Source organism: Nocardioides terrae, assembly GCF_900112345.1.
Lineage (GTDB): Bacteria > Actinomycetota > Actinomycetes > Propionibacteriales > Nocardioidaceae > Nocardioides > Nocardioides terrae.
In genome coordinates this window covers 46,603-72,768 of record NZ_FOLB01000006.1, presented here as the reverse complement: position 1 = coordinate 72,768, position 26,166 = coordinate 46,603, and the positions used below count along the sequence as shown (strand labels likewise).

At 71.5% G+C, this 26,166-nt stretch carries 22 protein-coding genes; 6 read left to right on the top strand and 16 right to left on the bottom strand.

Annotated features, from left to right (window positions below):
* Positions 1-144 precede the first annotated feature (144 nt).
* Positions 145-2,382, top strand: a complete 2,238-nt coding sequence (locus BM236_RS09685) for a hypothetical protein (protein ID WP_091123000.1) — start codon at positions 145-147, stop codon at positions 2,380-2,382.
* A gap of 48 nt (positions 2,383-2,430) precedes the next feature.
* On the opposite strand, the gene BM236_RS09680 is transcribed toward BM236_RS09685, so the two are convergent.
* Positions 2,431-3,147, bottom strand: a complete 717-nt coding sequence (locus BM236_RS09680) for a class I SAM-dependent methyltransferase (RefSeq protein WP_091123332.1) — start codon at positions 3,145-3,147, stop codon at positions 2,431-2,433.
* 37 nt (positions 3,148-3,184) lie between these two features.
* Between BM236_RS09680 and BM236_RS09675 the strand changes: the two genes are divergently transcribed.
* Positions 3,185-4,132 carry a glycosyltransferase family 2 protein gene (locus BM236_RS09675; protein ID WP_091122998.1) on the top strand — a complete coding sequence of 316 codons (948 nt, stop codon included), beginning with the start codon at positions 3,185-3,187 and terminating at the stop codon, positions 4,130-4,132.
* Here BM236_RS09675 and BM236_RS09670 read toward each other — a convergent pair.
* The 4 genes from BM236_RS09670 to BM236_RS09655 form a co-directional block, all read right to left on the bottom strand.
* Positions 4,075-4,920 carry a GNAT family N-acetyltransferase gene (locus BM236_RS09670; protein WP_091122995.1) on the bottom strand — a complete coding sequence of 282 codons (846 nt, stop codon included), beginning with the start codon at positions 4,918-4,920 and terminating at the stop codon, positions 4,075-4,077. The two genes, BM236_RS09675 and BM236_RS09670, sit on opposite strands and share 58 nt — an antisense overlap.
* Positions 4,917-6,065 (bottom strand): dTDP-4-amino-4,6-dideoxygalactose transaminase, encoded by a 1,149-nt coding sequence (rffA, locus tag BM236_RS09665; RefSeq protein WP_245750238.1) that lies wholly within the window; start codon positions 6,063-6,065, stop codon positions 4,917-4,919. Before rffA ends, BM236_RS09670 begins: the two co-directional genes overlap by 4 nt.
* 10 nt (positions 6,066-6,075) lie before the next feature.
* On the bottom strand, positions 6,076-8,310 hold the full coding sequence (gene ligA / locus BM236_RS09660) for an NAD-dependent DNA ligase LigA (protein WP_091122993.1): 2,235 nt from the start codon (positions 8,308-8,310) through the stop codon (positions 6,076-6,078).
* A gap of 103 nt (positions 8,311-8,413) precedes the next feature.
* Positions 8,414-8,860, bottom strand: a complete 447-nt coding sequence (locus BM236_RS09655; protein ID WP_091122991.1) for an Hsp20/alpha crystallin family protein — start codon at positions 8,858-8,860, stop codon at positions 8,414-8,416.
* Between the two features lie 219 nt (positions 8,861-9,079).
* Here BM236_RS09655 and BM236_RS09650 point away from each other — a divergent pair, with 219 nt between their 5' ends.
* Positions 9,080-9,703 carry a TetR/AcrR family transcriptional regulator gene (locus BM236_RS09650; protein ID WP_245750237.1) on the top strand — a complete coding sequence of 208 codons (624 nt, stop codon included), beginning with the start codon at positions 9,080-9,082 and terminating at the stop codon, positions 9,701-9,703.
* Positions 9,704-9,735: 32 nt separating this feature from the next.
* The gene (locus BM236_RS09645; RefSeq protein WP_091122986.1) at positions 9,736-11,391 is read left to right on the top strand and encodes an MFS transporter; all 1,656 of its coding nucleotides are present in this window, start codon (positions 9,736-9,738) and stop codon (positions 11,389-11,391) included.
* Between the two features lie 76 nt (positions 11,392-11,467).
* Here the strand turns inward: BM236_RS09645 and BM236_RS09640 are convergent, their stop codons facing one another.
* The 10 genes from BM236_RS09640 to BM236_RS09595 all read right to left on the bottom strand — a co-directional run bounded on the left by BM236_RS09640 (position 11,468) and on the right by BM236_RS09595 (position 23,297).
* Positions 11,468-12,016: a type 1 glutamine amidotransferase domain-containing protein gene (locus BM236_RS09640; RefSeq protein ID WP_091122984.1), complete on the bottom strand. Its 549-nt coding sequence runs from the start codon at positions 12,014-12,016 to the stop codon at positions 11,468-11,470.
* 93 nt (positions 12,017-12,109) lie between these two features.
* Positions 12,110-13,123: a uroporphyrinogen decarboxylase/cobalamine-independent methonine synthase family protein gene (locus BM236_RS09635; protein WP_091122982.1), complete on the bottom strand. Its 1,014-nt coding sequence runs from the start codon at positions 13,121-13,123 to the stop codon at positions 12,110-12,112.
* The gene (gene mnmA / locus BM236_RS09630) at positions 13,120-14,253 is read right to left on the bottom strand and encodes a tRNA 2-thiouridine(34) synthase MnmA (RefSeq protein WP_217645285.1); all 1,134 of its coding nucleotides are present in this window, start codon (positions 14,251-14,253) and stop codon (positions 13,120-13,122) included. Before mnmA ends, BM236_RS09635 begins: the two co-directional genes overlap by 4 nt.
* On the bottom strand, positions 14,250-15,437 hold the full coding sequence (locus BM236_RS09625) for a cysteine desulfurase family protein (RefSeq protein WP_091122980.1): 1,188 nt from the start codon (positions 15,435-15,437) through the stop codon (positions 14,250-14,252). The genes mnmA and BM236_RS09625 overlap by 4 nt, the downstream gene beginning before the upstream one ends.
* A gap of 73 nt (positions 15,438-15,510) precedes the next feature.
* The gene (gene proB, locus BM236_RS09620; RefSeq protein ID WP_091122978.1) at positions 15,511-16,620 is read right to left on the bottom strand and encodes a glutamate 5-kinase; all 1,110 of its coding nucleotides are present in this window, start codon (positions 16,618-16,620) and stop codon (positions 15,511-15,513) included.
* Entirely contained in the window at positions 16,617-18,167 is a 1,551-nt protein-coding gene (gene obgE, locus BM236_RS09615; protein ID WP_091122975.1) for a GTPase ObgE, read from the bottom strand. Before obgE ends, proB begins: the two co-directional genes overlap by 4 nt.
* 130 nt (positions 18,168-18,297) lie before the next feature.
* Positions 18,298-18,552: a 50S ribosomal protein L27 gene (rpmA, locus tag BM236_RS09610; protein ID WP_091122973.1), complete on the bottom strand. Its 255-nt coding sequence runs from the start codon at positions 18,550-18,552 to the stop codon at positions 18,298-18,300.
* A 37-nt stretch (positions 18,553-18,589) separates the two neighbouring features.
* Positions 18,590-18,892, bottom strand: a complete 303-nt coding sequence (gene rplU, locus BM236_RS09605) for a 50S ribosomal protein L21 (RefSeq protein WP_091122971.1) — start codon at positions 18,890-18,892, stop codon at positions 18,590-18,592.
* A 182-nt stretch (positions 18,893-19,074) separates the two neighbouring features.
* Complete coding sequence (locus BM236_RS09600; protein ID WP_091122969.1) at positions 19,075-22,125, bottom strand: Rne/Rng family ribonuclease; 3,051 nt, start codon at positions 22,123-22,125, stop codon at positions 19,075-19,077.
* A 452-nt stretch (positions 22,126-22,577) separates the two neighbouring features.
* Entirely contained in the window at positions 22,578-23,297 is a 720-nt protein-coding gene (locus BM236_RS09595; protein ID WP_091122966.1) for a TIGR03936 family radical SAM-associated protein, read from the bottom strand.
* A gap of 88 nt (positions 23,298-23,385) precedes the next feature.
* Here BM236_RS09595 and BM236_RS09590 point away from each other — a divergent pair, with 88 nt between their 5' ends.
* Complete coding sequence (locus tag BM236_RS09590; protein WP_245750236.1) at positions 23,386-24,600, top strand: MFS transporter; 1,215 nt, start codon at positions 23,386-23,388, stop codon at positions 24,598-24,600.
* Between the two features lie 33 nt (positions 24,601-24,633).
* Here the strand turns inward: BM236_RS09590 and BM236_RS09585 are convergent, their stop codons facing one another.
* Positions 24,634-25,725 (bottom strand): class I SAM-dependent methyltransferase, encoded by a 1,092-nt coding sequence (locus tag BM236_RS09585; protein ID WP_091122964.1) that lies wholly within the window; start codon positions 25,723-25,725, stop codon positions 24,634-24,636.
* Between the two features lie 129 nt (positions 25,726-25,854).
* Here BM236_RS09585 and BM236_RS09580 point away from each other — a divergent pair, with 129 nt between their 5' ends.
* Positions 25,855-26,160: a hypothetical protein gene (locus BM236_RS09580; RefSeq protein WP_091122961.1), complete on the top strand. Its 306-nt coding sequence runs from the start codon at positions 25,855-25,857 to the stop codon at positions 26,158-26,160.
* Positions 26,161-26,166: the final 6 nt, after the last annotated feature.

The following is a 26,166-nucleotide window of genomic DNA, read 5'->3' as shown; positions in this document are numbered from 1 at the left end:
CGCGTCGTCGCGCGCCGCCGACCTATCGGGGGCGGAGGTGGGGGCCATAGGGGAAGATGGGCCCCGTCCGCTCCGTCGACCTGGAAGCAGCCGCGCCGACCTATGCCGCTCGTCCTCCGCTCCGCTTGGATACCGGCGGCACTCGTGATCCTTCTGGGATCCATCCTGGTCATCACGCAGGCTGAGGTCGCTCCGGTCGATGTCGCCCGGTTCGGCGCTTATCTGGCCGGCTGGATCGTGCTACCCGGAACCCTGGCCTGGCGCTGGCTGGGCCTCCGCAGGGAGGCGCGGCCACTCGGCGAGGACCTCGCCATCGGCGCGCTGGTCGGCTATGTCATCGAGTTCCCTGTGTACCTCGGTTGCCTGGCCGCCGGCCATCCGCGGCTCTACCTGCTGTGGCCCGCGATCGCGATCGCCCTGAGCCTGGCCCACCCGAGCCGTCGGCTGCTCTGGACCCGCCGCGGGGAACGCATGCCACTGGCATGGTCGTGGGGCATCTCCGCCGGGGCGGCCTATGTCCTGACCTGGTTCGCGCACGAGGTGTGGGCCGTGAGTCCGGTCACGACCTCCGGACTGCGTCGCCCCTACATCGACGAGCCCTTCCACCTCGCGCTCGCCACGGGGCTGAAGGAGTTCTTCCCGCCCCGGATCACCTACGTCGCGGATGAGCACCTCGAATATCACTGGCTCAGCCACCTCCACGTGGCGGCCGCCTCATGGGCGAGCGGGGTCGAGCCGATCGTGCTCCTGCGTTCGCTCAGCCTGCCCACCCTGACCGTCTTCGTGTGCGTGGCGCTCGCGTTCGTCGCCGTCCGGTTGAGCGATGCCCGCTGGACCGGGCTCGCCGTCATGGCCGGCCTGTTGGTGGCGCCCGTCAACTTCAGCAATTGGTCCGACGGTTCCGGTGAGCGGTTCCTGGTGGTCAGGATCATGGCCTCACCGAGCGCCGGATTCGTCAACGCCGCTCTCGTGGTCGGAGTGCTGCTCGCCCTGGAGATGCTGCGCGGGAAGTGGCGCGGACCGGCAGTGTGGCTGGCGATGGCTCTGTCCATGATCGCCATGATCGGAGCGAAGTCCACGTCGTTGCCGACGTTGATGGCCGGCCTCGTTGCAGCGACGCTGATCGCTGTGATGGTCGACCGGTCTCGCGCCATAACAGCTGCCGGGCTCGCGGTGCTGTCCGTCGTGGCGTTCGTCGTCGGGATGTACCTCTTCTTCGGCGGTGGCGGTACCCACGGGCTCGCGTGGTCCCCGTTCACCTTCACCTCCGAGTTCGGCGCACTCTCGCGCGGTGAAGCGGCGCTCGCAGCCGTGTCATCCCTCGGCTATCTCTCCACGGGCGCCGGCGCGCTGGCCTGGCTGGCGCGCGGAGGATGGCGACAGCCTGACCGGGTCTTCCTCGTCGTCCTGTGCGCTTCCGGCCTCGGCGCCGGACTGGCGTTCCATCAGGAGGGGCTCAGCGAGTACTACTTCGTGTACGTCGTATTCCTCCCGATGCTGCTCGGCGGCGTGCTCGGCCTGCACGCCGTCTGGCCGGCCTTCTCCGCGCTCATCGCAGTCCCGCCCCCGACCGCCACGGGACGCATCACACGCTGGCTCCCGTCCCCGATCGGTCGCCTCCTCGTGGGCGCGCTCGTCGTCGGCCTGATCGCGGGTCTCCTGCTGATCGCGGTCGATAGGGAGGCGGTGCCCACGGCGACCACCGTCCGCGACCTCGACTACGTCGTCGAGACGAAGGTGTTCCCCATGACCCTCGTCCTGCTGGTCGTCGGCGGCATCGCGCTCGCCACCACCGTCGCCGCGCGGGCCAGGGGTCTCACGAACCCGACCAAGCTGCTGATGCCCGCGCTGATCCTGGCCTTCGTCGGAACGGGACTCGCACCGACGACCGCCCGGGCGCTCGAGCTTGCGACCGGGCGCGACAGCGCGGTGGCGCCACCCCAGCCCGCCGCGATCGCCGCAGGGGGCATCGTTGCCGCCCGGTGGCTTCGAGCGCACGCCGCGCCGCAGGATCTGGTCGCGACCAATGCCCACTGCGCGGTTCCGCGGGCCGAACCCTGCGACGCCCGCCAGTTCTGGATGGCCGCGTACAGCGAACGACAGTTCCTGGTCGAGGGGTGGGCCTACGTGCCGCGCGAAGCCTCCGGCCCGGACGAACGACAGGTCAGCAGCGTGATCAGCCCGTTCTGGGATCACTCGCTGCTGACGGCCAACGACGCTGCTTTCCAGACACCTACCCAGGAAAGGCTCGACGCGCTTCGGGAACGTGGGGTCCGCTGGCTCCTCGTCGATCGGGCCTACCCCGTCGACCTCGACGGTCTGGTCAGCCTCACCCGGAAAAGGTTCAGTGCGGGGCGATTCACCGTGCTCCAGCTGAGCTGACGGTACGCCCCACCGTCGGCTGCGGCTCCCGCGAAAGCGTGGGCGGGTTCAGCCGGGTTTCACGGCCACCAGGACCACCGACGAGCCGAAGGGCAGGTCGCGCGAGGCAAGCACCCGTTGGTCCCAGCGGCACAGCACCATGAGGAGCTTCTCGAGCCACGGCGAGACCTCCGGAAGACGGGTGTCCGGCTCCTCCCGGGCCGGTCGCAGCCGACGAGCGAGCCTTTCGGCGACGAAGAGCGGGAACGTACCGGAGAAAATGTACGTCGCTCGACGTACGTCGAGCCCCGCGGTCGTCGCCGCGGACACCAGTCTGCGACGCGTATAGCGGCGGTAATGCCCGGCGTCCACGTCGAACCGGGTCCAGGCCCACTGGTAGGCGGGAACGGCGAGGAGCATCCGGCCGCCAGGAGCGAGCACCCGGGCGAGCTCGGACATCGCCGTCGACTCCGGGTCGCAGTGCTCCACGACGTCGAAGGCCGCCACCACATCGAAGGCCTCGTCGGTGAAAGGGAGCTGGAGCGCCGATCCGCACACGTCGCCGGGGGCGAGCGCGTCGAGGTCGACGTCGAGCGCCACGCGGCACCGGCACAACTCCTCCATCCACGCGACGCTCGGTCCGTCCGCACTCCCCACGTCGAGCAGGCGTGCGTCGGGCCCGAGGTGTGGGGCCAGTACGGTGCGAAGCAGGTCCGAGCGAGCCTGGTACCACCAGTAGCCCGGCTGCGCGATGGACGACGACGGCGCCTGGTCGACGGAAGTCATGGCTGGCGACACTACCCGGTGTGGGAGACTGCCGCCGATGTCCGTCTCTGTTGTCGTCCCCTGCTATCGGTCCGCATCGACCTTGCCTCGGCTGGTCCAGCGCCTTGTCGCCACGTTCGAGAGCAGCGGCTCGACCTTCGAGGTCCTGCTCGTGGTCGACGGCAGCCCGGACGACACGTGGGACGTCGCCCACGCGCTCTCGGAGATGCACAGCGCGGTTCGCGCGATCCGACTCTCTCGCAACTACGGCCAGCACAGCGCGTTGCTCGCTGGCATCCGGTTGGCGAGGTATCAGACGACCGTCACCATGGACGACGACCTCCAACACCTCCCGGAGGAGGTTCCGACGCTGCTCGACGCCCTGAGCTCCGAGCACGAGCTGGTCTACGGTGTCGCACGGGTGGAGGAGCACGGGTGGGTCCGGAGCCTCGCCTCCCGGTCGGTCAAGTCGGCTCTCAGCCTGACCCTTCAGATCGAGGGTGCCCGGGACATCAGTGCGTTCCGTGCCTTCCACACCTACCTCCGTGACGCGTTCGTCGGTGCCACCGGTCCCGACATCAACCTCGACGTCGCGCTCTCGTGGGCGACCAACCGGGCGACCCGGGTGGACGTCCGGATGGCCGAGCGGGAGGAAGGGGCCTCCAACTACACGCCACGCCTGCTCATCCGGCACGCCTTGAACATGGTGCTGGGCTACTCGACAGCACCGTTGCGGTTCGTGATCTACCTCGGGCTCGCTTGCGGGCTGCTCGGCGCCGTCCTCCTGGCGAGCATCCTCGTCGCCTACTTCACCGACCGCATCCAGGTCGCCGGATTCACCACGCTGGCCTCGATGATCGCAATCTTCTCGAGCGCGCAGATGGTGGCTGTCGGGGTCCTCGGTGAGTACATCGGCCGGCTCCATCACGCCAACGCCGGACGCCCGACCTACATCATCCGCGAGCGGAGCGACGTCTCAGCCCATCCCGAGCTCCCCGAGGACTGAGGCAGCAGCCTTGGCGAGACCAGGTGCACGGTCGTGAAGGCCTCGACCGGCTCGAAGCCGTAGCGGGTCCAAGCCCGACGTACGCCGGTGTTGTGCACCTGCGTCGAGATCACGATCGCCTCCTCGCCCTGCTGGCGTGCCCACTCCTCGACGCCGCTCAGCAAGTGTGCGTAGTGACCGCGTCCCTGCCACGCGGGCCGGATCCCGGCGAGCTCGATCTCGCGGTGCTCACCGTCGCCGGAGGTGGTCGCCAGTCCGACGGCTTGGTCACCGTCGCGCAGGACCAAGCAAGCGTCACCGTCCGCAGCGACGTCCACCGTCCGCTGCGCCCACTCGCGGTAGCCCTGCAGAGCCAGCTCCGGGTCGAACAACGGATCCGCCAGGTAGTGATTGCCGTAGCCCTCGAAGATCTCTCCGACCAGGTCATCGACGAGCCGGCGTCCGACCGATGGCGGGAGCGCGTCGATCGGCACGACCTCCATCCCGGCCGGAGCCTCGGAAGCGCGACCCTCGCCGACCCCCAACCGCCAGTAGTCGAGCTGGTCGGCGAAGAGGGCTACGCGACCTGTGGCGGCGAGCCGCGCGAAGAGCGGCACACGCAAGGCCGGGTAGCGGACGATGACCACATCCGCGTTTGAACCGCCCACGAGGGCGGCGATGTCGGCATCGGACTCGCCTGTGCCGGTGGACACGAGGAGTCGGGCGACCGATCTGCCGAAGCGCGCGGACTCGAGCGGGGACTCGACCAGCGAGACCGGCCGATCGCTGGTCAGGCCGGACCAGCTCATGCCGCGGTGAGGGTCACGACCGCATCGATGACGTACTCGAGGTCGGCGTCGGACAGCGATGCGAACAGGGGCAGCCGCAGCAGTCGGGAGCTGACGTCGGTCGTGACGGGGCAACCACCGGCAGCCGTCCGCCCCACCTGCTCGCCGACCGGCGACTCGTGCAGCGGTACGTAGTGGAAGGGCGCCACGATCCCATGGCGTGACAGAGCCTCGATGAAGCGGGTGCGGTCGTCGTGGGTGGGCGCCAACAACGCGTAGACGTGAGCCGGATGGTCGCACTCATCGGGTACGACGGGCAGTCGGACGCCGTTGGCGGCGGCCCAACCGGCCAGCTGCTTGTGGTAGGTGTCCCAAATCTGTCCGCGCCGTTCCTGGATGGTGTTGAACGACTCCAGCTGCGCGGTCAGCATCGCGGCCAGGACGTCGGACGGAAGGTAGCTCGAGCCGACGTCCATCCAGCGGTACTTGTCCACCATGCCGCGGTAGAACTGGCTGCGGTTGGTGCCCTTCTCGCGGAGGATCTCGGCCCGGTCCACGAGGCTCTCGTCGTTGAGCACGAGGGCGCCCCCTTCGCCGCACGAGACGTTCTTGGTCGCATGGAAGCTCTGCGTCGCCAGCGGCGCCAACGAGCCGAGCGGGCGACCGCGGTAAGCGCCGCCCAGACCATGGGCATTGTCCTCCACGACCGTGATGCCGTGCCGCTGTGCGATCGCCCCGATCTCGTCCATCGCACACGCCACGCCGCCGTAGTGGACCACCACGATCGCTCGGGTCCGAGGCGTGATGGCCGCCTCCAGCAGGCGCTCGTCCAGGTTGAACGTGTCCTCCCTGATGTCGACGAAGACCGGCGTGGCTCCTCTCAGCACGAACGCGTTGGCCGTCGAGACGAAGGTGAACGACGGGAGGATCACCTCGTCGCCAGGCTTGATGTCCAGGAGGAGGGCCGTCATCTCGAGCGCATGCGTGCACGACGTCGTCAGAAGCGCCCTGCCGCCACCGACGAGGGCCTCGACCAGCCTCGTCGCTCGCCGCGTGAACGGCCCGTCGCCGCTGGTCAGACCGGACCGCAACGCCTCCAGCACGTAGAGCTCCTCGGCCGGTGCGACCCACGGAGTCGTGAAGGGAACCACACCACGCGCGCTCACGGCGCCCACCTTAGACGACGGCACTCGGACCGCCCTCGAGCAGCCTCACGAACCCCGCCTCGTCGAGGATCGGGACACCCAGCTCCTCGGCCTTCTCGGCCTTGGAGCCGGCGTTGTCACCGATGACGACGTAGGACGTCTTCTTCGACACCGATCCCGCCGCCTTGCCGCCGCGGCGGATGATCTCCTCCTTGGCGGAGTCGCGGGAGAAGTCGACCAGCGACCCGGTCACGACGACGGTCAGCCCCTCGAGGGTCCGCTCGACCGACTCGTCGCGCTCGTCGGCCATCGTCACACCCGCAGCCGCCCACCTGTCGACGATCTCGACGTGCCACGGCTCGCGGAACCACGCGATCAGCGAGTCGGCGATGACACCGCCGACGCCGTCGATCTCGGCCAGCCGGGCACGGGCCTGCAGAGCGGCCGCCGAGGCGCTGGCCACAGCGTCGCCGGCGTCGTGCGTGGCCTCGTCGGCATCGGGGTCCACGTCGGCCGACACCGCCTCGTCGGCCGCCCGGACGACCTCGCGCAGGGCGGCCATCGAGCCGAACTCGGTGGCGATCGCCCGCGCCGCCGTCGGGCCGACGTGGCGGATGGAGAGCGCCACGAGGACGCGCCAGAAGGGGACGGTCAGCCGCTCCTTCAGGTTGGCCAGCAGCTTCTCGCCGTTGGCGGTGAGCTGCGGGCCCTCCTCCCCCCTCTTGGGGGCGCGGGTGAAGAGCGGCGTACGACGCAGGGCGTCCGCATCGAGGTCGAAGATGTCACCCTCGTTGCGCAGCGCGCCCGACTCCAGCAGTGCGACGCAGGCCTCGTATCCCATGCCCTCGATGTCGAAGGCGCCGCGCCCGGCGACGTGGTTGACCCGCTCGGTGACCTGGGCCCGGCAGAACTGGTGGTTGGGGCAGCGCCGGTCCTTGTCGCCGGCCTTCTGCTCGACGAGCTCGGTGCCGCAGGCCGGGCAGGTGGTCGGCGGCACCCACTCCGGCAGTCCCTCGGGGCGCAGCGCCAGCACGGGCCCGAGGATCTCCGGGATCACGTCACCGGCCTTGCGCAGGACGACCGTGTCGCCGGGGCGGACGTCCTTGCGCGCCACCTCGTAGAAGTTGTGCAGCGTCGCCATCTCGACCGTCGACCCGGCCACCTTGACCGGCTCCATCGTGCCGTATGGCGTCACCCGACCGGTGCGGCCCGTGTTGACCTCGATGGACCGGAGCAGTGTGTTGACCTCCTCGGGCGGGTACTTGTAGGCGATCGCCCACCGCGGGGCACGAGAGGTCGACCCGAGCCGCCGCTGCAGCGCCACGTCGTCGACCTTGATTACGACGCCGTCGATCTCGTGGCTGAGCACCTCCGGGTCGTGCCGGTGCTCGGCGAAGTAGGCGATGTAGTCCTCGACCGACGTGATGTCGGGGAGCACCTTGACCAGCGACGAGACCGGCAGGCCCCAGGCGGCGAGCGCGGCGTAGGAGCCCGACTGGGACCTGGGCTCGAAGCCGACGCGCGCGCCGGTGCCGTGGCAGGTCATCGACAGCCGGCGGGTGGCCGTGACCGACGGGTCCTTCTGGCGCAGCGATCCGGCGGCGGTGTTGCGGGCGTTGGCGTAGAGCGGCTTGCCGGCCGCGGCCTGCTCGGCGTTGATCTCCTCGAAGCGCTTGGTCGGGAGGTAGACCTCGCCGCGCACCTCGATCCGGTCGGGGACAGGGAACTCCTTGGTCCCCGTCAGGCGGGCCGGGATCGACTCGATCGTCAGCACGTTGGGGGTGACGTCCTCCCCCGTCGTCCCGTCGCCGCGGGTGAGCGCCCGGGTGAGCCGACCCCCTTCGTAGAGCAGGTTGATCGCGAGGCCGTCGAACTTCACCTCGCAGAGCAGGTCCGGCGACCCGCCGCCGACGTCGCGGACCACGCGCGCGTGCCACGCCTCGACCTCGTCCACCGAGAACGCGTTGTCGAGGCTCTCCATGCGCTGCAGGTGCTGGTAGGAGGCGAAGGTGGTGCCCTCGTACGCAGCCTTGCCCATCACCCGCTGGGTCGGCGACTCGGGCGTCACCAGCTCGGGGAACTGCGCCTCCAGGTCTTGCAGCCGACGCAACAGCGCGTCGTAGTCGGCGTCGCTGAGCGGGGAGGAGCCGTCGCGGTAGTAGGCGTCCGAGGCCGCCTCGACCCGGGCGGCCAGGTCGGCGTGGAGGGTGGCCGGGCTCTCAGTGCTCTCAGTGCTCTCAGGGCGCTCGGCGCTCACGTCGCTCATGGAGGACATCTTGCCGCGAGCCGCCGACAACGCGCGCACAGGTCGGCCGTCCCCCGGACCGCGCCGGGGGACGGCCGTGCTGCTCAGGACTGCTCAGGGCTGATCAGGCGGTGATGGCGTCGGTGTTGCTGCCTGCCGACAGCTGATCGCTACCGGTCCTGACCTCGATCCTGCGCGGCTTGGCCCGCTCGGCGACGGGGATCGTCAGCCGCAGCACGCCGGCGTCGTAGCTCGCGTCGACCTGCTGGAGGTCGAGGTTGTCACCGAGGACGAGCTGCCTGCTGAAGAGGCCCTTCGGCCGCTCGGACGCGAGCGGCTCCCAGTCGCCGCTTCTCGCCGGGCGCTCGGCCCTGACCGTGAGGACGTTGCGCTCGACGTCGATGTCGAGTGTGTCCGGTGCGACGCCGGGCAGGTCGAACTCGACGACGAAGCGGTCGCCCTCACGCCAGGCGTCCATCGGCATGATCGCCGGGCGCGACGTGGAGCCGGTGCCCAGGAGCTGCTGGGCGAGCCGGTCGAAGTCGCGGAAGGGGTCGGTACGCATCAACATGGTTCACCTCCGATAGTCGTTCGGTCGTGACCCGGTCCGGGTCATCAACTGTTCATTTAGCACCGGGAACAGCCGGCTTCAAGGTGTCGTTGGAGACGTCGTACGCCGGGCTCGGAACCGGACGCGGAGATCCTCGAAGAAAACTCGCTTTCGCGGGAATGAAACGACGGCGTACCATCGTTCGACGGTGAAACGAAACTGTTTCGTTCTACGAAGTCGATGACTGGAGCACCCCCGATGAACCTGGCCCGAGCCCTGGGCAAGCACCGCCCTCGCGTCGAGGGCGACCGCGAGCTCGAGATCCTCGAGGCGACGCTGGCGACCCTCGGTGAGGTCGGCTACGACCGGCTCACCATGGACGCCGTCGCCACGCGGGCGAAGGCCTCGAAGGCGACCCTCTACCGGCGCTGGTCGAGCAAGGCCAACCTCGTCGTCGACGCGCTGGCCCACTCCAAGGGTCCGCACGAGTTCCCCGACACCGGCAGCCTGCGCGGCGATCTCGAGGCCGGCTTCTGCGGGATGGGCGGGCTCACCGACCCCGACGCGGTCGCCGTGTTCAGCAGCGTCCTGACCGCCATCCAGCGTGACCCGGAGTTCGCCGAGCAGTTCCGCGCGCGGTTCGTCGCGGAGAAGCTCGCGCTCTCGCGGGCCCCGTGGGAGCGGGCCAAGGCGCGCGGCGAGCTGCGCGACGACATCGACCTCGACCTCATCGAGCCGGCCTTGGCCGGCATCGTCCTCCACCGCGTCTTCGTCATGGGCCAGCTGCCCGACGAGGACCTGATCACGAGGGTGCTCGACCAGATCATCCTCCCCGCGGCCGGCGTCGACCCGACGCGCGACTGACCCCTTTCCCCACAAGGACGCAAGGAACCGGCATGACGAGTATCGAAGCGACAGACCCGCCCATCGAAGAAGCGGGCACCACCAACGGCCACCGGAACCTCGGCCTGGCCCTGACCCTCATCCTGGTCGCGCAGCTGATGGTCGTGCTCGACGCCACCATCGCCAACATCGCGCTCCCCTACATCGGCCAGGACCTGGAGATCTCCCAGGCCAACCTGACCTGGATCGTCACCGGCTACTCGCTCGCCTTCGGCGGGCTGCTGCTGCTCGGTGGGCGGCTCGGCGACCTCTACGGCCGGCGCAGGATGTTCATGACCGGCCTCGCGACCTTCGCGGTGGCGTCCCTGCTGGGCGGTATCGCCCAGAACGAGGCGCTCCTGCTCGGCGCCCGAGGCCTGCAGGGCCTCGGCGCCGCGCTCGCCGCTCCCGCCGCCCTGGCGCTGATCACCACGACGTTCCCTGCCGGACCGCAGCGCAACCGCGCGTTCGCCATGTACGGCGCCATGTCCGGTGCGGGCGCCGCGGTCGGCCTCATCCTCGGTGGCTGGCTCACCGGCCTGGACAGCTTCCTCGGCCTCGACGTCGACGGCTGGCGGCTCACCTTCCTCATCAACGTCCCGATCGGTCTGGTCGCGGCCGCGCTCGCTCCGCGAGTGCTGGCCGAGTCCGAGTCCCACCCGGGCCAGATGGACATCCCCGGTGCGATCACCGGCACGCTCGGCCTGCTCGGCGTCGTCTTCGGGCTGACCCGCGCCGGCTCGGCCGACTACGGCTGGGGCGCGGGCCAGACCATCGGGTCCCTCGTGGCCGGTGTGCTCCTGCTGATTGCGTTCGCGGTCATCGAGTCGCGGGTGGAGCACCCGCTGCTGCCGATCCGCATCTTCGCCAACCGCACCCGTGCGACCAGTTTCGTGGCCATGATGATCGCTCCGGCCGCCATGTTCGCGATGTTCTACTTCCTGAGCCTGTTCATCCAGCAGCTGGTGGGCTACAGCCCGCTGCGGGCCGGCTTCGCGTTCCTGCCGTTCTCGGTGGGCGTCGTGGCGGGCGCGACGGTCTCCTCCAAGCTGGTGGCCAAGATCGACGCTCGCTACATCGCGGGCACCGGGACGCTGCTCGCCGCGATCGCGCTCTTCGCGTTCTCGCGTCTCTCGGTGGACGACTCCCCGTCGGGCGTGCTGGCGGCGGTGGCGAACGGCTCCACCGCCGGTGCTGACGTCAACTACTGGACCCAGGTTTTCCCGTTCGTCGTGCTGATGTCGGTCGGCATGGGCATGGTGTTCGTGTCGCTCATGCTGACGGCCGTCCACCACGTGCGGGCCGAGGACTCCGGCGTCGGCTCGGGCGTGCTCAACACGATGCAGCAGGTCGGCGGTGCGCTCGGTCTCGCGACGCTGAGCACCGTGGCCCTGCACTTCACCAACGGCCGCACCGCAGAGGTGGCGCCGGCACTCGCGAAGGGCCTCACGCAGGCGGGCATCGACCCGTCGGCGACGGTGCCCGGGACCGATGTCACCTACCTGCAGGGGTCGGTCTTCCAGGCCACCTTCACGGAGGGCGCGACCCACGCGTTCTTCGCCGGCAGCCTGATGATGCTCGCGACCTCCGCGATCATCTGGATCTTCCTCAACGTCAAGCACACCGAGCTGGCCACCGACGGCCCGGAGGCGCCCGTCCACGTCGGCTGACCCGGCGACGTGACACCGGCAGCCTGACGGCGCGCACGAGCCCCGCGACCCGAACGGGTCGCGGGGCTCCTGCGTCTCAGACCGCGGCGCCGACCAGGGCGCTCTCGATAGCGCCGACGAACGCGGGCAGGTCGTCGGGCTTGCGACTGGTGATGAGGTGGCCGTCGACCACGACGTCCTCGTCCACCCACTCGGCGCCGGCGTTGCGCAGGTCGTCGGCCAGGCTCTGCCAGCTGGTGACGCGACGGCCCTTGGCGCGGCCCGCCGAGATCAGCAGCCACGGCCCGTGGCAGATGATCGCCAGCGGCTTGCCGGCCTCGTCGGTCTCGCGCAGGATCCGCTGGGCGGTCTCGTCCATGCGCAGGTGGTCCGCGTTGACCGACCCGCCGGGAACCACGAGCGCGTCGATGGCGTCGACCTCCACGTCGTCGTACGAGCCGTCGACCTCGACCTTCTGGGTCGGGTTGACGTCGCCCTGCGTCGCCTGGATCGGCTCTCCATCGGCGCTGTAGACCTTGACCGTCGCGCCGGCCCTACGCAGCTCGTCGCGCGGGACGACGAGCTCAGGCTCCTCGAAGTAGTCGCCGGCGATGATCGCGACGTTCTTTCCACTCAGGTCGGACACGTTTCCTCCTCGGGTCGCTGGAGGTGGCCCGGTAGCCGGTCCGTGGCCGGCCCATCCCTGCGGGAGGTCGTCTCCGGCCCGAGGCTCGAGCGGTCAGTCCCTGCGCTCGGCGACGCCGCCGCCCACCGACGCGGCGCTGCTCCGGGCCAGCGCCAGGGCCTGTCGCGCCCACGCCCACGTGGCGCCGGCCAGACCGCAGGTGGGCGTGACCACGAGGCGGTCGCCGACGTCGTCGGGGTCGAGGCCCACCATGTCGAGCCAGCGCAGCACCCGCTCGACGACGACCGTGTCGGTGATCGGCTGAGCCGGCTCCAGGGACGGTACGACGCCCAGCGCGACGGTCTCCCCCGCCTCGAGCGCCTCCGCGAGCGTCTCGTGGTCGGCGGCGCCGAGCAGGCCCAGGTCGACGGCGAGGCCCTTCGCGCCGGCGCCGCGCAGCAGCCCCAGCGGAGTGCCGGGCGCACACGAGTGCACCCACGGCTCGGCGCCCTCCTCGGCGACCGCCGAGAGCACCCACTCGAGCGCTGTGGAGGCCTCGGGGGCGTCGACCGAGCGGTGGCGCCCGAAGCCGGACGCGGTCGGGACGCGGCCGGCCAGGACGGCAGCCAGCCCCGGTTCGTCGACCTGCACGATCAGCCGAGTGACAGCGGGGAGGCGTCGACGGATGTCGCGGACGTGCTCCCGCACACCTTCAGCGAGCGCCTGCGCCAGCTCACGACGAGCGCCGTGGTCGGCGAGGATGCGGTCGCCGCGCGGCCGCTCGACGGTCGCCGCGAGCGTCCAGGGCCCGGCGACCTGCATCTTGAAAGCCCCGCCGTAGCCCTGGGTCAGCTCCTCGACCATGTCGAGGTCCTGCGCCAGCAGGCTGCGCGCGCGGCGGTGGTCCAAGCCGGACGACCCGCTGGAGCCCGTGAGCCGCCAGCCGGCCGGCTGCAGGTCGGCGTCGAGGCCGGTGACGACGGCCAGCGTCCGGCCGGTCAGGTCGGCGATCGCGCCGCGCGCGGGCAGCTCCGGCGCGTGCGGGAGGTCCGGGACCTCCCCGAGCACGACCTTGAACGCCTCGCGGCCGGACTCCCCCGGCAGCGAGCCGATCCCCGTCGCGATCATCGGGCGGCGTCCGCGACCCGACGCGTCGCCGCGATCGTGGCCGAGCCGACGACCCGCGTGCCGTCGTACAGCACCGCCGCCTGGCCCGGCGCGATGCCGTAGGCAGGCTCGAGCAGCTCGATCTCCACGGTGGTCTCGCGACGGCCGTGGCCGGCCTCCTCGACCGCCGGGTGCACCGCGACCCGGCAGCGGTGCTCCTGCCCGTGGGCGCGCAGCTGGACGGTGCCCTCGAGCGTGGTCGGCGCCGTGCCGGCCCAGCGCGGGCGGACGCCGCTGACGTGGGTGACGGCGAGGTGCTCGCGCGGGCCGACGGTGACCGTGCCGGAGACCGGCTCGATGTCGAGCACGAACCGCGGCCTCCCGTCGGCTGCCGGCTGCCCGAGCCGGAGCCCGCGCCGCTGGCCGATCGTGAAGGCCGTCGTCCCCGAATGCCGGCCCACCTCGACACCGGCCTCGTCGACGATCGCGCCCTCGGTGTTCGGCATCCGGTCCCCCAGCTTCTCCCGGAGCCAGCCGGCGTTGTCGCCGTCGGCGACGAAGCAGATGTCGTGGCTGTCCGGCTTGTCGGCGACGAGCAGCCCGCGCCGCGCCGCCTCCTCGCGCACCTGCGGCTTCGGGGTGTCGCCGAGCGGGAAGAGCGAGTGCCGCAGCTGCTCCTGGGTCAGCACGCCCAGGACGTAGGACTGGTCCTTCGCGGCGTCGGCGGAGCGGTGCAGCTCGACCCCGTCGGGACCGTCGTGGAGCACGGCGTAGTGGCCGGTCGCCACAGCGTCGAAGCCGAGCGCGAGCGCGCGGTCGAGCACGGCGGCGAACTTGATCTTCTCGTTGCAGCGCAGGCAGGGGTTGGGGGTCCGACCCGATGCGTACTCGGACATGAAGTCCTCGACGACGTCCTCGTGGAACCGGTCGGAGAGGTCCCACACGTAGAACGGGATGCCGATGACGTCGGCCGCCCGGCGGGCGTCGTTGGCGTCCTCGATCGTGCAGCAGCCGCGGGCCCCCGAGCGGTAGGACGCGGGGTTGCGCGAGAGCGCCAGGTGGATGCCGGTCACGTCGTGCCCGGCCTCGACCGCGCGGGCGGCGGCGGCGGCCGAGTCCACGCCGCCGGACATGGCGGCGATGACCCTCACCGGGACGCCAGCCTGGCCCGCTCGACGCACGGCCCGATCGCCTCGACCAGCGCGTCGACGTCGGCCCGGGTCGAGGTGTGACCCAGCGAGAACCGGAGCGACGAGCGCGCCTGCGCGTCGGTCCGGCCCATGGCGAGCAGGACGTGCGACGGCTGCGGGACGCCAGCCGAGCAGGCCGAGCCGGTCGAGCACTCGATCCCGCGGGCGTCGAGCAGCATGAGCAGCGAGTCGCCCTCGCAGCCGGGGAAGGAGAAGTGCGCGTTGCCGGGCAGGCGCTCGGCGCCCGCAGGCGGCCCGTTGAGGAACGCGTCGGGCACCACCGACAGCACGCCGCGGACCAGCTCGTCGCGCAGCGCGCCGACCTGGGCGGCGTACGACGCCTGCTCCTTGACCGCCAGCTCGACCGCCGCCGCGAAGCCGGCGATGGCGGGCGCGTCGATGGTGCCGCTGCGGATGTCGCGCTCCTGCCCGCCGCCGTGCACGAGCGCGGTGACCGGCAGCTCGCGGCGGGCCACGAGCGCGCCGACACCGTAGGGGCCGCCGACCTTGTGGCCGGTCAGCGACAGCGCGTCGACGCCCGATCCGGCGAACGAGACCGGAACGGTCCCCACCGCCTGGACGGCGTCGGTGTGCACCGGGATGCCGTGCTCGCCGGCGAGCCGGACGACGTCGGCGACCGGCTGGAGCGCCCCGACCTCGTTGTTGGCCCACATCACCGAGACGAGCGCGACCGACTCCGGCTCGCGGGCGATGGCCTGCTCCAGCGCGTGGACGTCGAGGCGACCGGCCTCGTCGACCGGCAGGAGCTCGACCTTCGCGCCCTCGCGCGCCTCCAACCACTGCAGTGGGTCGAGGACCGCGTGGTGCTCGACGGAGGTGGCGAGGATGCGCACGCGGCGCGGGTCCTCGGCCCGGCGGGACCAGTAGACGCCCTTGACCGCGAGGTTGTCGGCCTCCGTGCCGCCCGAGGTGAAGACCACCTCGCCGGGCCGGCAGTCCAGCGCCTGGGCGATGGTCTCGCGGGACTCCTCGACCACGCGGCGTGCGCGCCGGCCGGAGGCGTGCAGCGACGACGCGTTGCCGACCTCGAGCAGGTGGGTCGTCATCGCCTCCACGGCCGCCGGCGCCATGGGCGTGGTGGCGGCGTGGTCGAGGTAGACGACGGGAGTCTCGGAGGCGGTCATGTCATCCTCCAGGGTACGGCGGCACACCCGGGAGCAACGAACCAGGCGGCCCGGGCGGCGACGCAGGGTCGCGTCAGAGCAGCACGAGGTCGTCGCGGTGGACGACCTCTCGGGCGTACGCCGCCCCGAGGTCCGCCTCGAGCTCCTGGCTGGACCGCCCGACGAGCTGCGGGATCTCGTCGACGTCGTAGGCGACCAGGCCGCGTGCGACCACAGCGCCGTCGGGGCCGACCAGGTCGACCGGGTCCCCGGCGTGGAACCCGCCCGAGGCGCCCGTGACGCCGGCCGCGAGCAGCGACGCGCCGCGGTCCGTGAGAGCGCGGACGGCGCCCGCATCGATGGTGACGGACCCGGCCGGCTCGGTGGCGTGCGCGAGCCACAGGAGTCGGGTGCGCTGGCGTCGCCCGGTCGCGTGGAAGAGCGTCCCGGTCGACTCGCCGGCCAGTGCGGCGGCGGCCTCCTCGGCCGACGTCAGCACGACCGGGATGCCGGCCTCGACGGCGATGCGGGCGGCGTCGAGCTTGGTCACCATGCCGCCCGTGCCGACACCTGCCTTGCCGGCCTTGCCGACGACGACGCCGTCGAGCTCGGAGAGGGCGGTGACCTCCTCGATCCGGCGAGCGCCCGGGGTCGTCGGCGGGGCGTCGTAGAGCCCGTCCACGTCGCTGAGCAGGACCAGCAGGTCGGCGTGGACCAGGTGCGCGACGAGCGCGGCGAGCCGGTCGTTGTCGCCGAACCGGATCTCGGAGGTGGCCACGGTGTCGTTCTCGTTGACGATCGGCAGGACGCCGAGCTCGAGCAGCTTGCCGAGGGTCGCCAGGGCGTTGCGGTAGTGGCTGCGCCGGGTCACGTCGTCGACCGTGAGCAGGACCTGTCCGGCGGTGAGGCCGTGCCGGGCCAGCTCCTCGGTGTAGCGGTGGACGAGCAGCCCCTGCCCGACGCTGGCCGCCGCCTGCTGCGCGGCGAGTGCCCTGGGACGCTTCGTGAGCCCGAGCGGGGCGAGCCCGGCGGCGATGGCGCCGGAGGAGACCAGGACGACCTCGGTGCCGCGCTTGCGCGCCTCGCCGAGGGCGTCGACCAGGGCCGAGACGCGCTCGGGGTCGATGCCGCCGGCGGCGGTCGTCAGTGACGAGGAGCCGACCTTGACGACGATGCGCTTCGCGTCGAGGACCGGCCGCCTCATGAGTCCGGGTCGCTCTCGGACAGGTCGAAGTGGTCCGGGTCCTCCTTGGAGCCGATCTCGTAGGACATCGGCCCGCTGGGTGCCTGCGCGGCGCGGTCGAGCCGGCGCGCGACGTCGGCGCGGGTCTCCCCCTCCTCGCGATCGTCCATCGCCTCGTCGATCTCGCGACGCCGCTGGGCGGCCGGGCGGTCCTCGCGCAGTCGCTGGTCCTCGCCCCGACGACCGAGCATCTCGGCGCCGGTCTCGATGGAGGGACGGAAGTCGAAGACGACCGAGTTCTCCGGCGAGCCGATGATGACGGTGTCGCCCTCCTCGGCGCCCAGCTTCGCCAGCCGCTGCTCGACACCGAGGCGGTTGAGCCGGTCGGCGAGGTAGCCGACGGCCTCCTCGTTGCCGAAGTCGGTCTGTCGCACCCAGCGCTCGGGCTTGACGCCGCGGACGACGTAGCCGTCCTTGGTCTCGGTGACGGTGAACTCGTCGCCGCCGTCGGCGCTGCCGGGGCGCAGCACGATCCTCTTGGCCTCGACCGCCGGCTTCTCCTTGCGGGCCGCGCTGACCAGCTCGGCCATCGCGAAGATCAGCTCACGGGTCCCCTCGCCGCTCGCGGCGGAGATCGGGAAGACGCGGTAGCCCTGCGCCTCGATGTCGGCGGCGGTCATGTCGGCGATGTCGCGCCCGTCGGGTACGTCGACCTTGTTGAGCGCCACCAGACGCGGCCGGTCCTCGAGGCCGCCGTAGCGGGCCAGCTCGCGCTCGATGACCACGAGGTCGTCGACGGGGTTGCGGCCGGGCTCGATGGAGGCCGTGTCGACGACGTGCACGATCGCCGCGCACCGCTCGATGTGACGCAGGAACTCGTGGCCGAGCCCGCGACCGTCGGACGCACCCTCGATCAGGCCGGGCACGTCGGCGACGGTGAACGTGATGTCGCCGCCGCGGACGACGCCGAGGTTGGGAACGAGCGTGGTGAAGGGGTAGTCGGCGATCTTCGGCCGCGCCCGCGAGATCGAGGCGATCAGCGAGGACTTGCCGGCGCTGGGGAAGCCGACCAGGCCGATGTCGGCGACGACCTTGAGCTCCAGGCCGATCTCCAGCTCGTCGCCGGGCTCGCCGAGGAGGGCGAAGCCGGGCGCCTTCCGCTTGGCGCTCGCCAGCGCCGCGTTGCCGAGGCCACCCCGACCGCCCTCGGCGACGACGAGCTCGGTGCCCGGCCCGACCATGTCGGCGAGCACGTTGCCCTGCGCGTCCGTGACGACGGTGCCGTCCGGCACCGGCAGGACGAGGTCGGCGCCGTGGGCGCCGTTGCGGTGGGCGCCGGCACCCTGGCCGCCGTTGGTGGCCGCACGCTTGGGGCTGTGGTGGTAGTCGATGAGAGTGGTGATGTCGGGGTCGACGCGCAGGATCACCGATCCGCCCGGGCCGCCGTTGCCGCCGTCGGGCCCGCCGAGCGGCTTGAACTTCTCGCGGTGCACCGACGCGACGCCGTTGCCACCGCGTCCGGCGCGGACGTGCAGTCGCACGCGGTCGACGAAGGTGGGCACTGCCATGGGATCAGTCTCTCGGATAGAACTCAGATGGAAATGGTCGAAGGGCGCCCCGGGTGAGGGACGCCCTTCGGTGAAGCTCTCGCACTGCTCGGCACCTGCCGTCAGCACGGACCTGCAGTCTGTTCGGCGCTCAGGCCCCGGGAACGATGTTGACGACCCGGCGACCGCGACGGGTGCCGAACTCGACGGCACCGGCGGCGAGGGCGAACAGCGTGTCGTCGCCACCACGGCCGACGTTGTTGCCCGGGTGGAAGTGCGTGCCGCGCTGGCGGACGATGATCTCACCCGCGTTGACGACCTGGCCGCCGAAGCGCTTCACGCCGAGACGCTGGGAGTTGGAGTCGCGGCCGTTCTTGGTGGACGCCGCACCCTTCTTGTGTGCCATCTCTTCAGTCCTTCAGTGTGATGAGGGTCGACGCCGGTCAGGCGTTGATCGCGGTGACCTTGACCTGGGTGTACTTCTGACGGTGACCCTGGCGCTTCTTGTAGCCGGTCTTGTTCTTGTACTTCTGGATGATGATCTTCGGGCCCTTGGTGCCACCGAGGACCTCGGCGGTGACGGAGGCCTTGTCCAGACCGGTCGAGCTGACGTTCTCGCCGTCGACGACGAGCACCACGGGCAGCGTGACGGACTCGCCGACGCCGGTCGCGATCTGGTCGATCTCGATGACGTCGCCGACGGCAACCTTCTGCTGGGTGCTGCCAGCCTTCACGATCGCGTACACCGCGGTCTCCTTCATCCTGCAAGCGTTGAGTCTGGGTCGCGGCACGCCTCACCCCTCGTGCGGGACGGGGTGGGATGCCGGGCGATTCGGTGCTCGGCGAGCGAGTCGTGAACACCGAGGGTCAATACTACGGATCCCCTCCTGCCCGCGCAAAACCACGACGCAGGAGGGTCCGGGAAGGCTCAGCGCTTGCGCGCGCCCTTCCTCTTCACGGGCACGTGGTCGATGTGCTCCTCCTCGCCGTGGGCCTCCGCAGCCTCACCGCTCGGCGTCGCCTCGGAGTCTGGTACGGCGTCCGCGCCGGTGTGCACCACCGTGCGGCTCGCTCCCCGGCGGGTCCGGGTGACCACCTTCGGCGGCTCGGGAGCCTCGGCGACGGCGACGGGTGCTGCGACGGGTGCTGCGACGGGCTCCGGCGCGGCGGCCTCGACGATGGTGCCCGCACCGGTCGAGACGACCGGACGGCTGGCGCCGCGGCGCGAACGGGTCCGCGTGACGACCTTGGGCGTCTCCGGCTCGGGGGCCGCGGGCGGCGGGGTCACCTGGACGTCGGTGCCGATCGGCGCCTGGATGGCCGGGGCGACGTCCTGGTCCTCGTCCTGGTCCTCGTCGGTCCCGTCGATCGCCTCGGTGGGCTCACCGGCAATGTCCTCAGCCTCGTGCCGCGGCATCTGGGCGATGTCCTTCGGCGACGGCACGGCCGACTTCGGGGTCTCGGCGGCCTCCTCGTCGTTGGTGCGGCCTCGACCGCCACGCCGGCGACCGCGGCGACCGCCGCTCTCCTCGGGAGCGACCACACCGGAGCCGCCGGACTCGACGGGGTGGTCGTGGATGACCACACCCCGGCCCTGGCAGTGGGTGCAGGTCTCGGAGAAGGCCTCGACCAGGCCGGTGCCGATCCGCTTGCGGGTCATCTGGACCAGGCCCAGCGAGGTGACCTCGGCGACCTGGTGGCGGGTCCGGTCACGGCCCAGGCACTCGACCAGGCGACGCAGGACGAGGTCGCGGTTGGACTCCAGCACCATGTCGATGAAGTCGACGACGATGATGCCGCCGATGTCGCGGAGCCGGAGCTGGCGGACGATCTCCTCGGCCGCCTCCAGGTTGTTCTTGGTGACGGTCTCCTCGAGGTTGCCGCCCGACCCGGTGAACTTGCCGGTGTTGACGTCGACGACGGTCATCGCCTCGGTCCGGTCGATGATGAGCGAGCCGCCGGAGGGCAGCCAGACCTTGCGGTCGAGGCCCTTGGCGATCTGCTCCTCGACGCGGTAGGTCGCGAACAGGTCCTTGCCGCCGGCCGGGTCGTACTTCTCGACGCGATCGGACAGGTCGGGCGCCACGTGGTCGACGTACGACTTGACGGTGTCCCAAGCCTCGTCGCCCTGGACGACGAGCTTGGCGAAGTCCTCGGTGAAGAGGTCGCGCACGACCTTGAGGGTGAGGTCCGGCTCGCCGTAGAGGAGCTGCGGGGCGCTGCCCTTCGACTTCGCCTCGATGTCCTCCCAGCGGGCCTTGAGCCGCTCGACGTCGCGGGTCAGCTCGTCCTCGCTGGCGCCCTCGGCGGCCGTGCGGACGATGACGCCGGCCGTGTCCGGGACGATCTCGCGGAGCAGCGACTTGAGCCGGTTGCGCTCGGTGTCGGGCAGCTTGCGCGAGATGCCGCTCGTGGTGCCGTCGGGCACGTAGACGAGGAAGCGGCCGGCGAGGGAGATCTGCGACGTGAGCCGGGCGCCCTTGTGGCCGATGGGGTCCTTGGTGACCTGGACCAGGACGGTCTGGCCGCTGGACAGGACCGACTCGATCTTGCGCTGCTGGCCCTCCTTGTGGCCGAGCGCGGCCCAGTTGACCTCGCCGGCGTAGAGCACGGCGTTGCGACCCTTGCCGATGTCGATGAACGCGGCCTCCATCGACGGCAGGACGTTCTGCACCCTGCCGAGGTAGATGTTGCCGATCAGTGACGTCTGGGACTCGCGGGCGACGTAGTGCTCGACGAGGACCTTGTCCTCGAGCACGCCGATCTGGATGAGGTCCTCGCGCTGGCGGATGACCATGACCCGCTCGACCGACTCGCGACGGGCCAGGAACTCGGCCTCGCTCACGATCGGGGCGCGGCGGCGGCCGGCCTCGCGGCCCTCGCGGCGGCGCTGCTTCTTGGCCTCGAGCCGGGTCGAGCCGGAGACGGCGGTGATCTGCTGCTCGAGCGGCTTGGACTCGCGCACCCGGGTGACGGTGTTCGGCGGGTTGTCGCCGTTGTCGCCCTCGTCGCTCGTACGACGACGCCGGCGGCGGCGCCGCGACGAGCCGCCCTCGGCGGAGGACTCGTCGGTCTCGTCAGCCTCGTCGGCGGTGTCGGAGTCCTCGTCGTCGGAGTCGGTGGACTCGGCGCCGTCCTCGTTGCCGCCGGACTTGCGGCGACGACGGCCGCCGCGACGGCGACGGCGACGCGACGGCGTACCGTCCTCCGACTCGTCGGAGTCCTGGTCCTGGTCCTGGTCCTGGTCCTCGTCCAGCTCGACGTCCGCGACGGCGGCCTCGGCCGCCTCGTCGGTCGCCGGGACCTCCAGGTCCTCCTCGACGAGCTCCTCGTCGGCGGGCTCCTCGACCGGCTCGACGGGCTCGGCGGCGGGAGCCTTCTTCCGGGCGGCGCGCTTGCGCGGCGTGCGGGCCGCCTGGGGTGCCTGGAAGAGGACGCCGGGTGCCGCGGGCGCCTCTGCCTCTGCCCCGGCCCCAGCGGCGGGCGCCTCGGGCTCGCCGGCGGGCTCCTCCGCGGGAGCGGCGGCCTTCTTGGCTGCGGTCTTGCGCGGGGTGGACCTGGTCGCGGCCTTCTTCGCGGTCCGCTTGGCGGCCGTCTTCTTCGCCGGCTCTGCGGTCTCACTGCCCTCGGTGGTCTCCGAGGAAGCGGGCGTCACGGCGTCGAGAGGCAGCGCCTCGTCGGCGGCGGGCGCAGCGGCCTTCTTGGCGGTGCGCCGGGCCGTCGTCCGCTTGGCGGGCGCGGTCTCGCCCGACTCGGGCGCGCTCGCCCCGGTCTCACCGGCCTCGGCGCTCGCCGTCTTCGCGGGGGCCTTCTTGGCGGCCGTCCGCTTGGTGGCGGTGGCCTTCTTGGCCGGAGCGGCCTTCTTCGCTGCGGTCTTCCTCGCGGCGGCCTTCTTCGCGGGCCGCGCAGCAGCGTCCGGGTTGTCCCCCGCTGCCTCGGCCGCGTTCTGGGTGTTGTCGATGGTGGGCTCGTCAGCCATGTGCTGCTCCTCGGCCGGCCGCACTGTGCGCGGCGGGCAGGTCCGACGTCGGTCGACCACGTTTCTCGGGTCGTCAACCGACGCAAAAGCTTGTCAGTGGCGGCGATTCGTCCCGCGTGTGCGTCGATGCCGGCACCTGCCGCGCGCCTGCCGCGGTCGCTCGCCCGGCATGGTCGCTGTCACCGACCACCGAGCCGCGTCGCGGCGTGACACGAGGAGTGTCGCCATCGTGTCGGGCCGCCGCTCCTTGGGTGGGAGCCCGGTCCGACGGATGATTCGTCGAGTCGATCACCGGCCGGTGCACGCACCGACTCTCATGGTCGACCGTGGCCGAGTATCGCACACGACACACCGGAAACCCGCGACGGCGCGAAGGGCGCGCGGGTGGCGCGGCGGACCCTCGGCGTGTTCGGGCCACGCGGGCGGCGTGCCCAACGGGTCGGCGCGGTCGGTCAGTGCAGCGGGTCGCCGATCGTCGCCGCCGCCTCGTCGAACGGGCCCTGCGCGAGGCGGGTCAGGAGGGCGAGGCCACCGTGCTCGGGGCCGACCTTGAGGCCGCCGGCCGCGGTGAGGCCGGCGATCACGTCGTCGGGGCGCACCGCCGGCGTCCCGTGCCGCAGCAGAAGCCGCAGCCGGCTCCCCGATCCGCTGGCCTCCGCCTCGAGCGACACCACCGCACCGCGGGCGTCGAACTGGCGCAGGCCCTTCTTCGTCATCCGCTCCACGAGCACCTCGCCGGCGGCGAGGAAGGCGGCGACCGCACCGGCCGCCTCGTCGTACGACGCCTGCAGGTCGATGAGCCACGAGCTGGCCTCGAGCCGGTCGGCCAGGGAGCCGCCCGGGGACTCGACGACCTCGAGCACGTCGAGGCCGTCGGGCAGGGCCTCCTCCAGCGCGGCCTTCACCGCGTCGGCGTCGACGACCTCGGCCAGGCCGATCTCGACGTACTCCGCCTCGCTGGCTGCCCCCGTCGGAGCAGCACCGGCGTAGGAGATGCGCGGGTGCGGGTTGAAGCCGCTCGAGTAGGCCATCGGCAACCGCACGCGGACCAGCGCGCGCTCGAAGGCGCGCGAGAAGTCGCGGTGGCTGGTGAAGCGCAGCCGGCCCCGCTTGGCGTAGCGGATCCGCAGCCGCTGGACGGGTGGGGCCTGCTGCTCGGGCTGCTGTCGCACATGGAAAGGCTAGGCGTCGGTTCCCGGCCCGGCCGATTCGGGAAGAACCCAGTGACACGTCGGGGAGGCCCGGTGGCAGGATTCGAGGGTGACTCGCCGCTCGTCAGCCGTCGTACTCATCGCCATCCTGCTGCTGGCGGTCAACCTGCGGCCCACCGCCGTCAGTGTCGGGCCGGTCCTCGAGGAGGTCGAGCACGGCCTCCACATGGGGGCGACGATGACGGGCCTGCTCACCTCGCTGCCGGTCCTCGCGTTCGCGCTCTTCGGGTCCGTCGCGCCGCTCCTCGCGCGCCGCTTCGGCATCCACCGGGTGACGCTGCTCGCCCTCTTCGCCGTCGCCATCGGGCTGTTCGCGAGGGCGCTGGCCGATGACGAGGTCGTCTTCCTCGGCCTGTCCATGCTCGCCCTCGCCGGCATGGCGCTCGCCAACGTGCTGCTCCCCTCGCTGGTCAAGCTGCACTTCCCTGACCAGGTCGGCCGGGTGACCGCGCTCTACACGACGCTGCTCGCGGTCGGCCTGACGCTGGCGCTGACGCTCACCGTCCCCGTCTCCCACGCCGGAGGCGGCTGGCGCACGGGGCTCGGTGTCTGGGCGCTCGTCGCGGTTGTCGCCGCGATCCCGTGGCTGCCGATGGTCGCGCACGACCAGTCGGTCGACGTCGGACCGCACAACGTCGGCTTCCTCGAGGTGGTCCGGACGCCGATCGGCGTCGCGATGATCTTCTTCTTCGGCCTGCAGTCGCTCCAGGCGTACGTCGTCTTCGGATGGTTCGCGACGCTGTGGCGGGACGCCGGGTTCTCCGCGGCCGAGGCGGGCCTGCTGGTCGGGCTGCTCGCCGCGGTCTCGATCCCGCTCTCCCTGTGGGCGCCGGCCGCCCTGGCGCGCAGCGCCCGCCCGAGGAGCATCCTGCTCTTCTTCATGCTCTGCTACCCCGTCGGCTATCTCGCGCTGCTGATCGCCCCGCACGGGCTCGCCGTGCCCGCCGCGCTGCTGATCGGGACGGGCGCGGTCACGTTCCCGCTGGTCCTGGTGATGATCAACATGCGTTCCCGCACGCCGGCCGGGACCGCCGCCCTCTCGAGCGTCACCCAGTCGCTGGGCTACCTGATCGCCGGCGTCGGCCCGTTCGCGATCGGCCTCCTGCACCACCGGACCGACGGGTGGACCTGGCCCCTGTGGGTGCTCATCGCCGTCTGCGTCCCGCAGACGATCGTCGGGATGCTCTGCAGCCGGGAGGTCTTCGTCGAGGACCAGCTCGTCCGTGCCGTGCCCCGAGCGGACGAGGCGACGCAGGGTCGCTGATCCGGTCCCGCTCGCCTGCGCGCTGCCCGAGGGCTATCCGTTGGAGGCACCCGCCCGTTCACGGTCGTGAGGCCGCCGCAGGCGTCGGCGCAAGCCGGAGAGGGGCGCCACGAGCACCGTCCCGACCCGCATCCGCGCTGAGCTCTCGAGGTCAGCCACCGTGTCGGCGAGCACCCGGTTGCGCTGCTTGAGCGCGCGCACCTTCCGTCGTAGGACCTGGGCCCGCTCCCGCGCGGTCCACGTGTCGAGCAACCAGTCGGGGAGGTCCGCGTCGGACTCGACCTCCGGCAGCGGGACCGCCGGATCGGCGCCGTCGGGGATCCGCCTCAGGACCGCGAGGAACTCCACTGAGCCGATGACCGGCTCGAGCCGCTCGACATACCAGTCGCAGAGACCGAGGCCGCGCAGCTCCTTGATCTGCTCGGCGAACGCCTGCGGGGTGAAGGTCCAGACGTGACAGTCGACGTACTCGCCGGCCCTCGCGCGTTCCACCTGCCGCATCGTGTAGCTCCGATCATGGATGCGCGATGCCCGACCTGCGGGACGCCGCTGCCGCCACAGCGCTGCGGTGTCGACCCCGACCACCGAGCTGAAGAAGTCGTAGACCGCGCGCACGCTCGGAGCGGTGTGCTTCTCCTCGTACGCGGTGAGGATCTGACCGACCGTCGTCGGCGGTCGATGGAGATCGAAGCAGTACCGGCGGTCCGGCACGGCGAGGAGCAGGCGCGCACCGTCCGCGGTGACCACCGCCAGCTGCCTGAGCCAGCCGATGAGGTCCGGGACGTGCTCGATCACGTGCGAGGCGATCACCCAGTCGTAGGGCCCACCGGGCGCTGCCGCCTCGGCGAGGGTGCGGACCTCGCCGTCGAGGTACAGCGGGAAGTCGATGTGCGGCACCAGCTCGAGCACGACGCTGGCGTCTTCCCGGTAGTGGTCGCGGATACCGTCCTGGTCGAAGACGTCGACGTACCTGACGTCGTCGATCGTCTCGTCGGCCACCCCGGCGTCGAGCGGGCCCACCTCCAGCCCCGTTCCTTGGCTGAAGTCGTAGAGCTCCAGGAACTGCGCGCGCCGCGCCGCACGCCGCTCGCGCTGCGCCTGGCCCCCGAGTGCTCGCTTGTTCATCTCGACACTTCCGTCGTCTGCACGGGCGTCACTGTAGACCGACGCAGGCGTGGCGGCGATGCGTCTCCGCCGGCGCCGGGGCGGAGCCGGAAAAGGGCCTGGGACCCGTCACACCTTTACGATGTCACGGTGACATCGCCGAACTCCGAGGCCGCTGACCGCGACGAGCTGACCCGTGAACACTTCGACGCGGTCCATTTCGAGCTGACCACCGAGATCCGGCGGCTCCGTGGCGAGATCATCGCCCTCCGGGACGAGATGCACACCTCTCAGGGGAAGGTGCTGAAGGCGGTCGAGCAGATGCGCGGCCTGGTGCGCCGCCTCGCCGGACGGACCGACGACCTCTGGCGGGCCGACCGCGGCGTCGCGCGACTGGTCAAGCGGGGCGAAGCCAAGGGGGCTCCGGAGCGGGGTCGCCGGGACTCCGGCCGATAGGGTCTT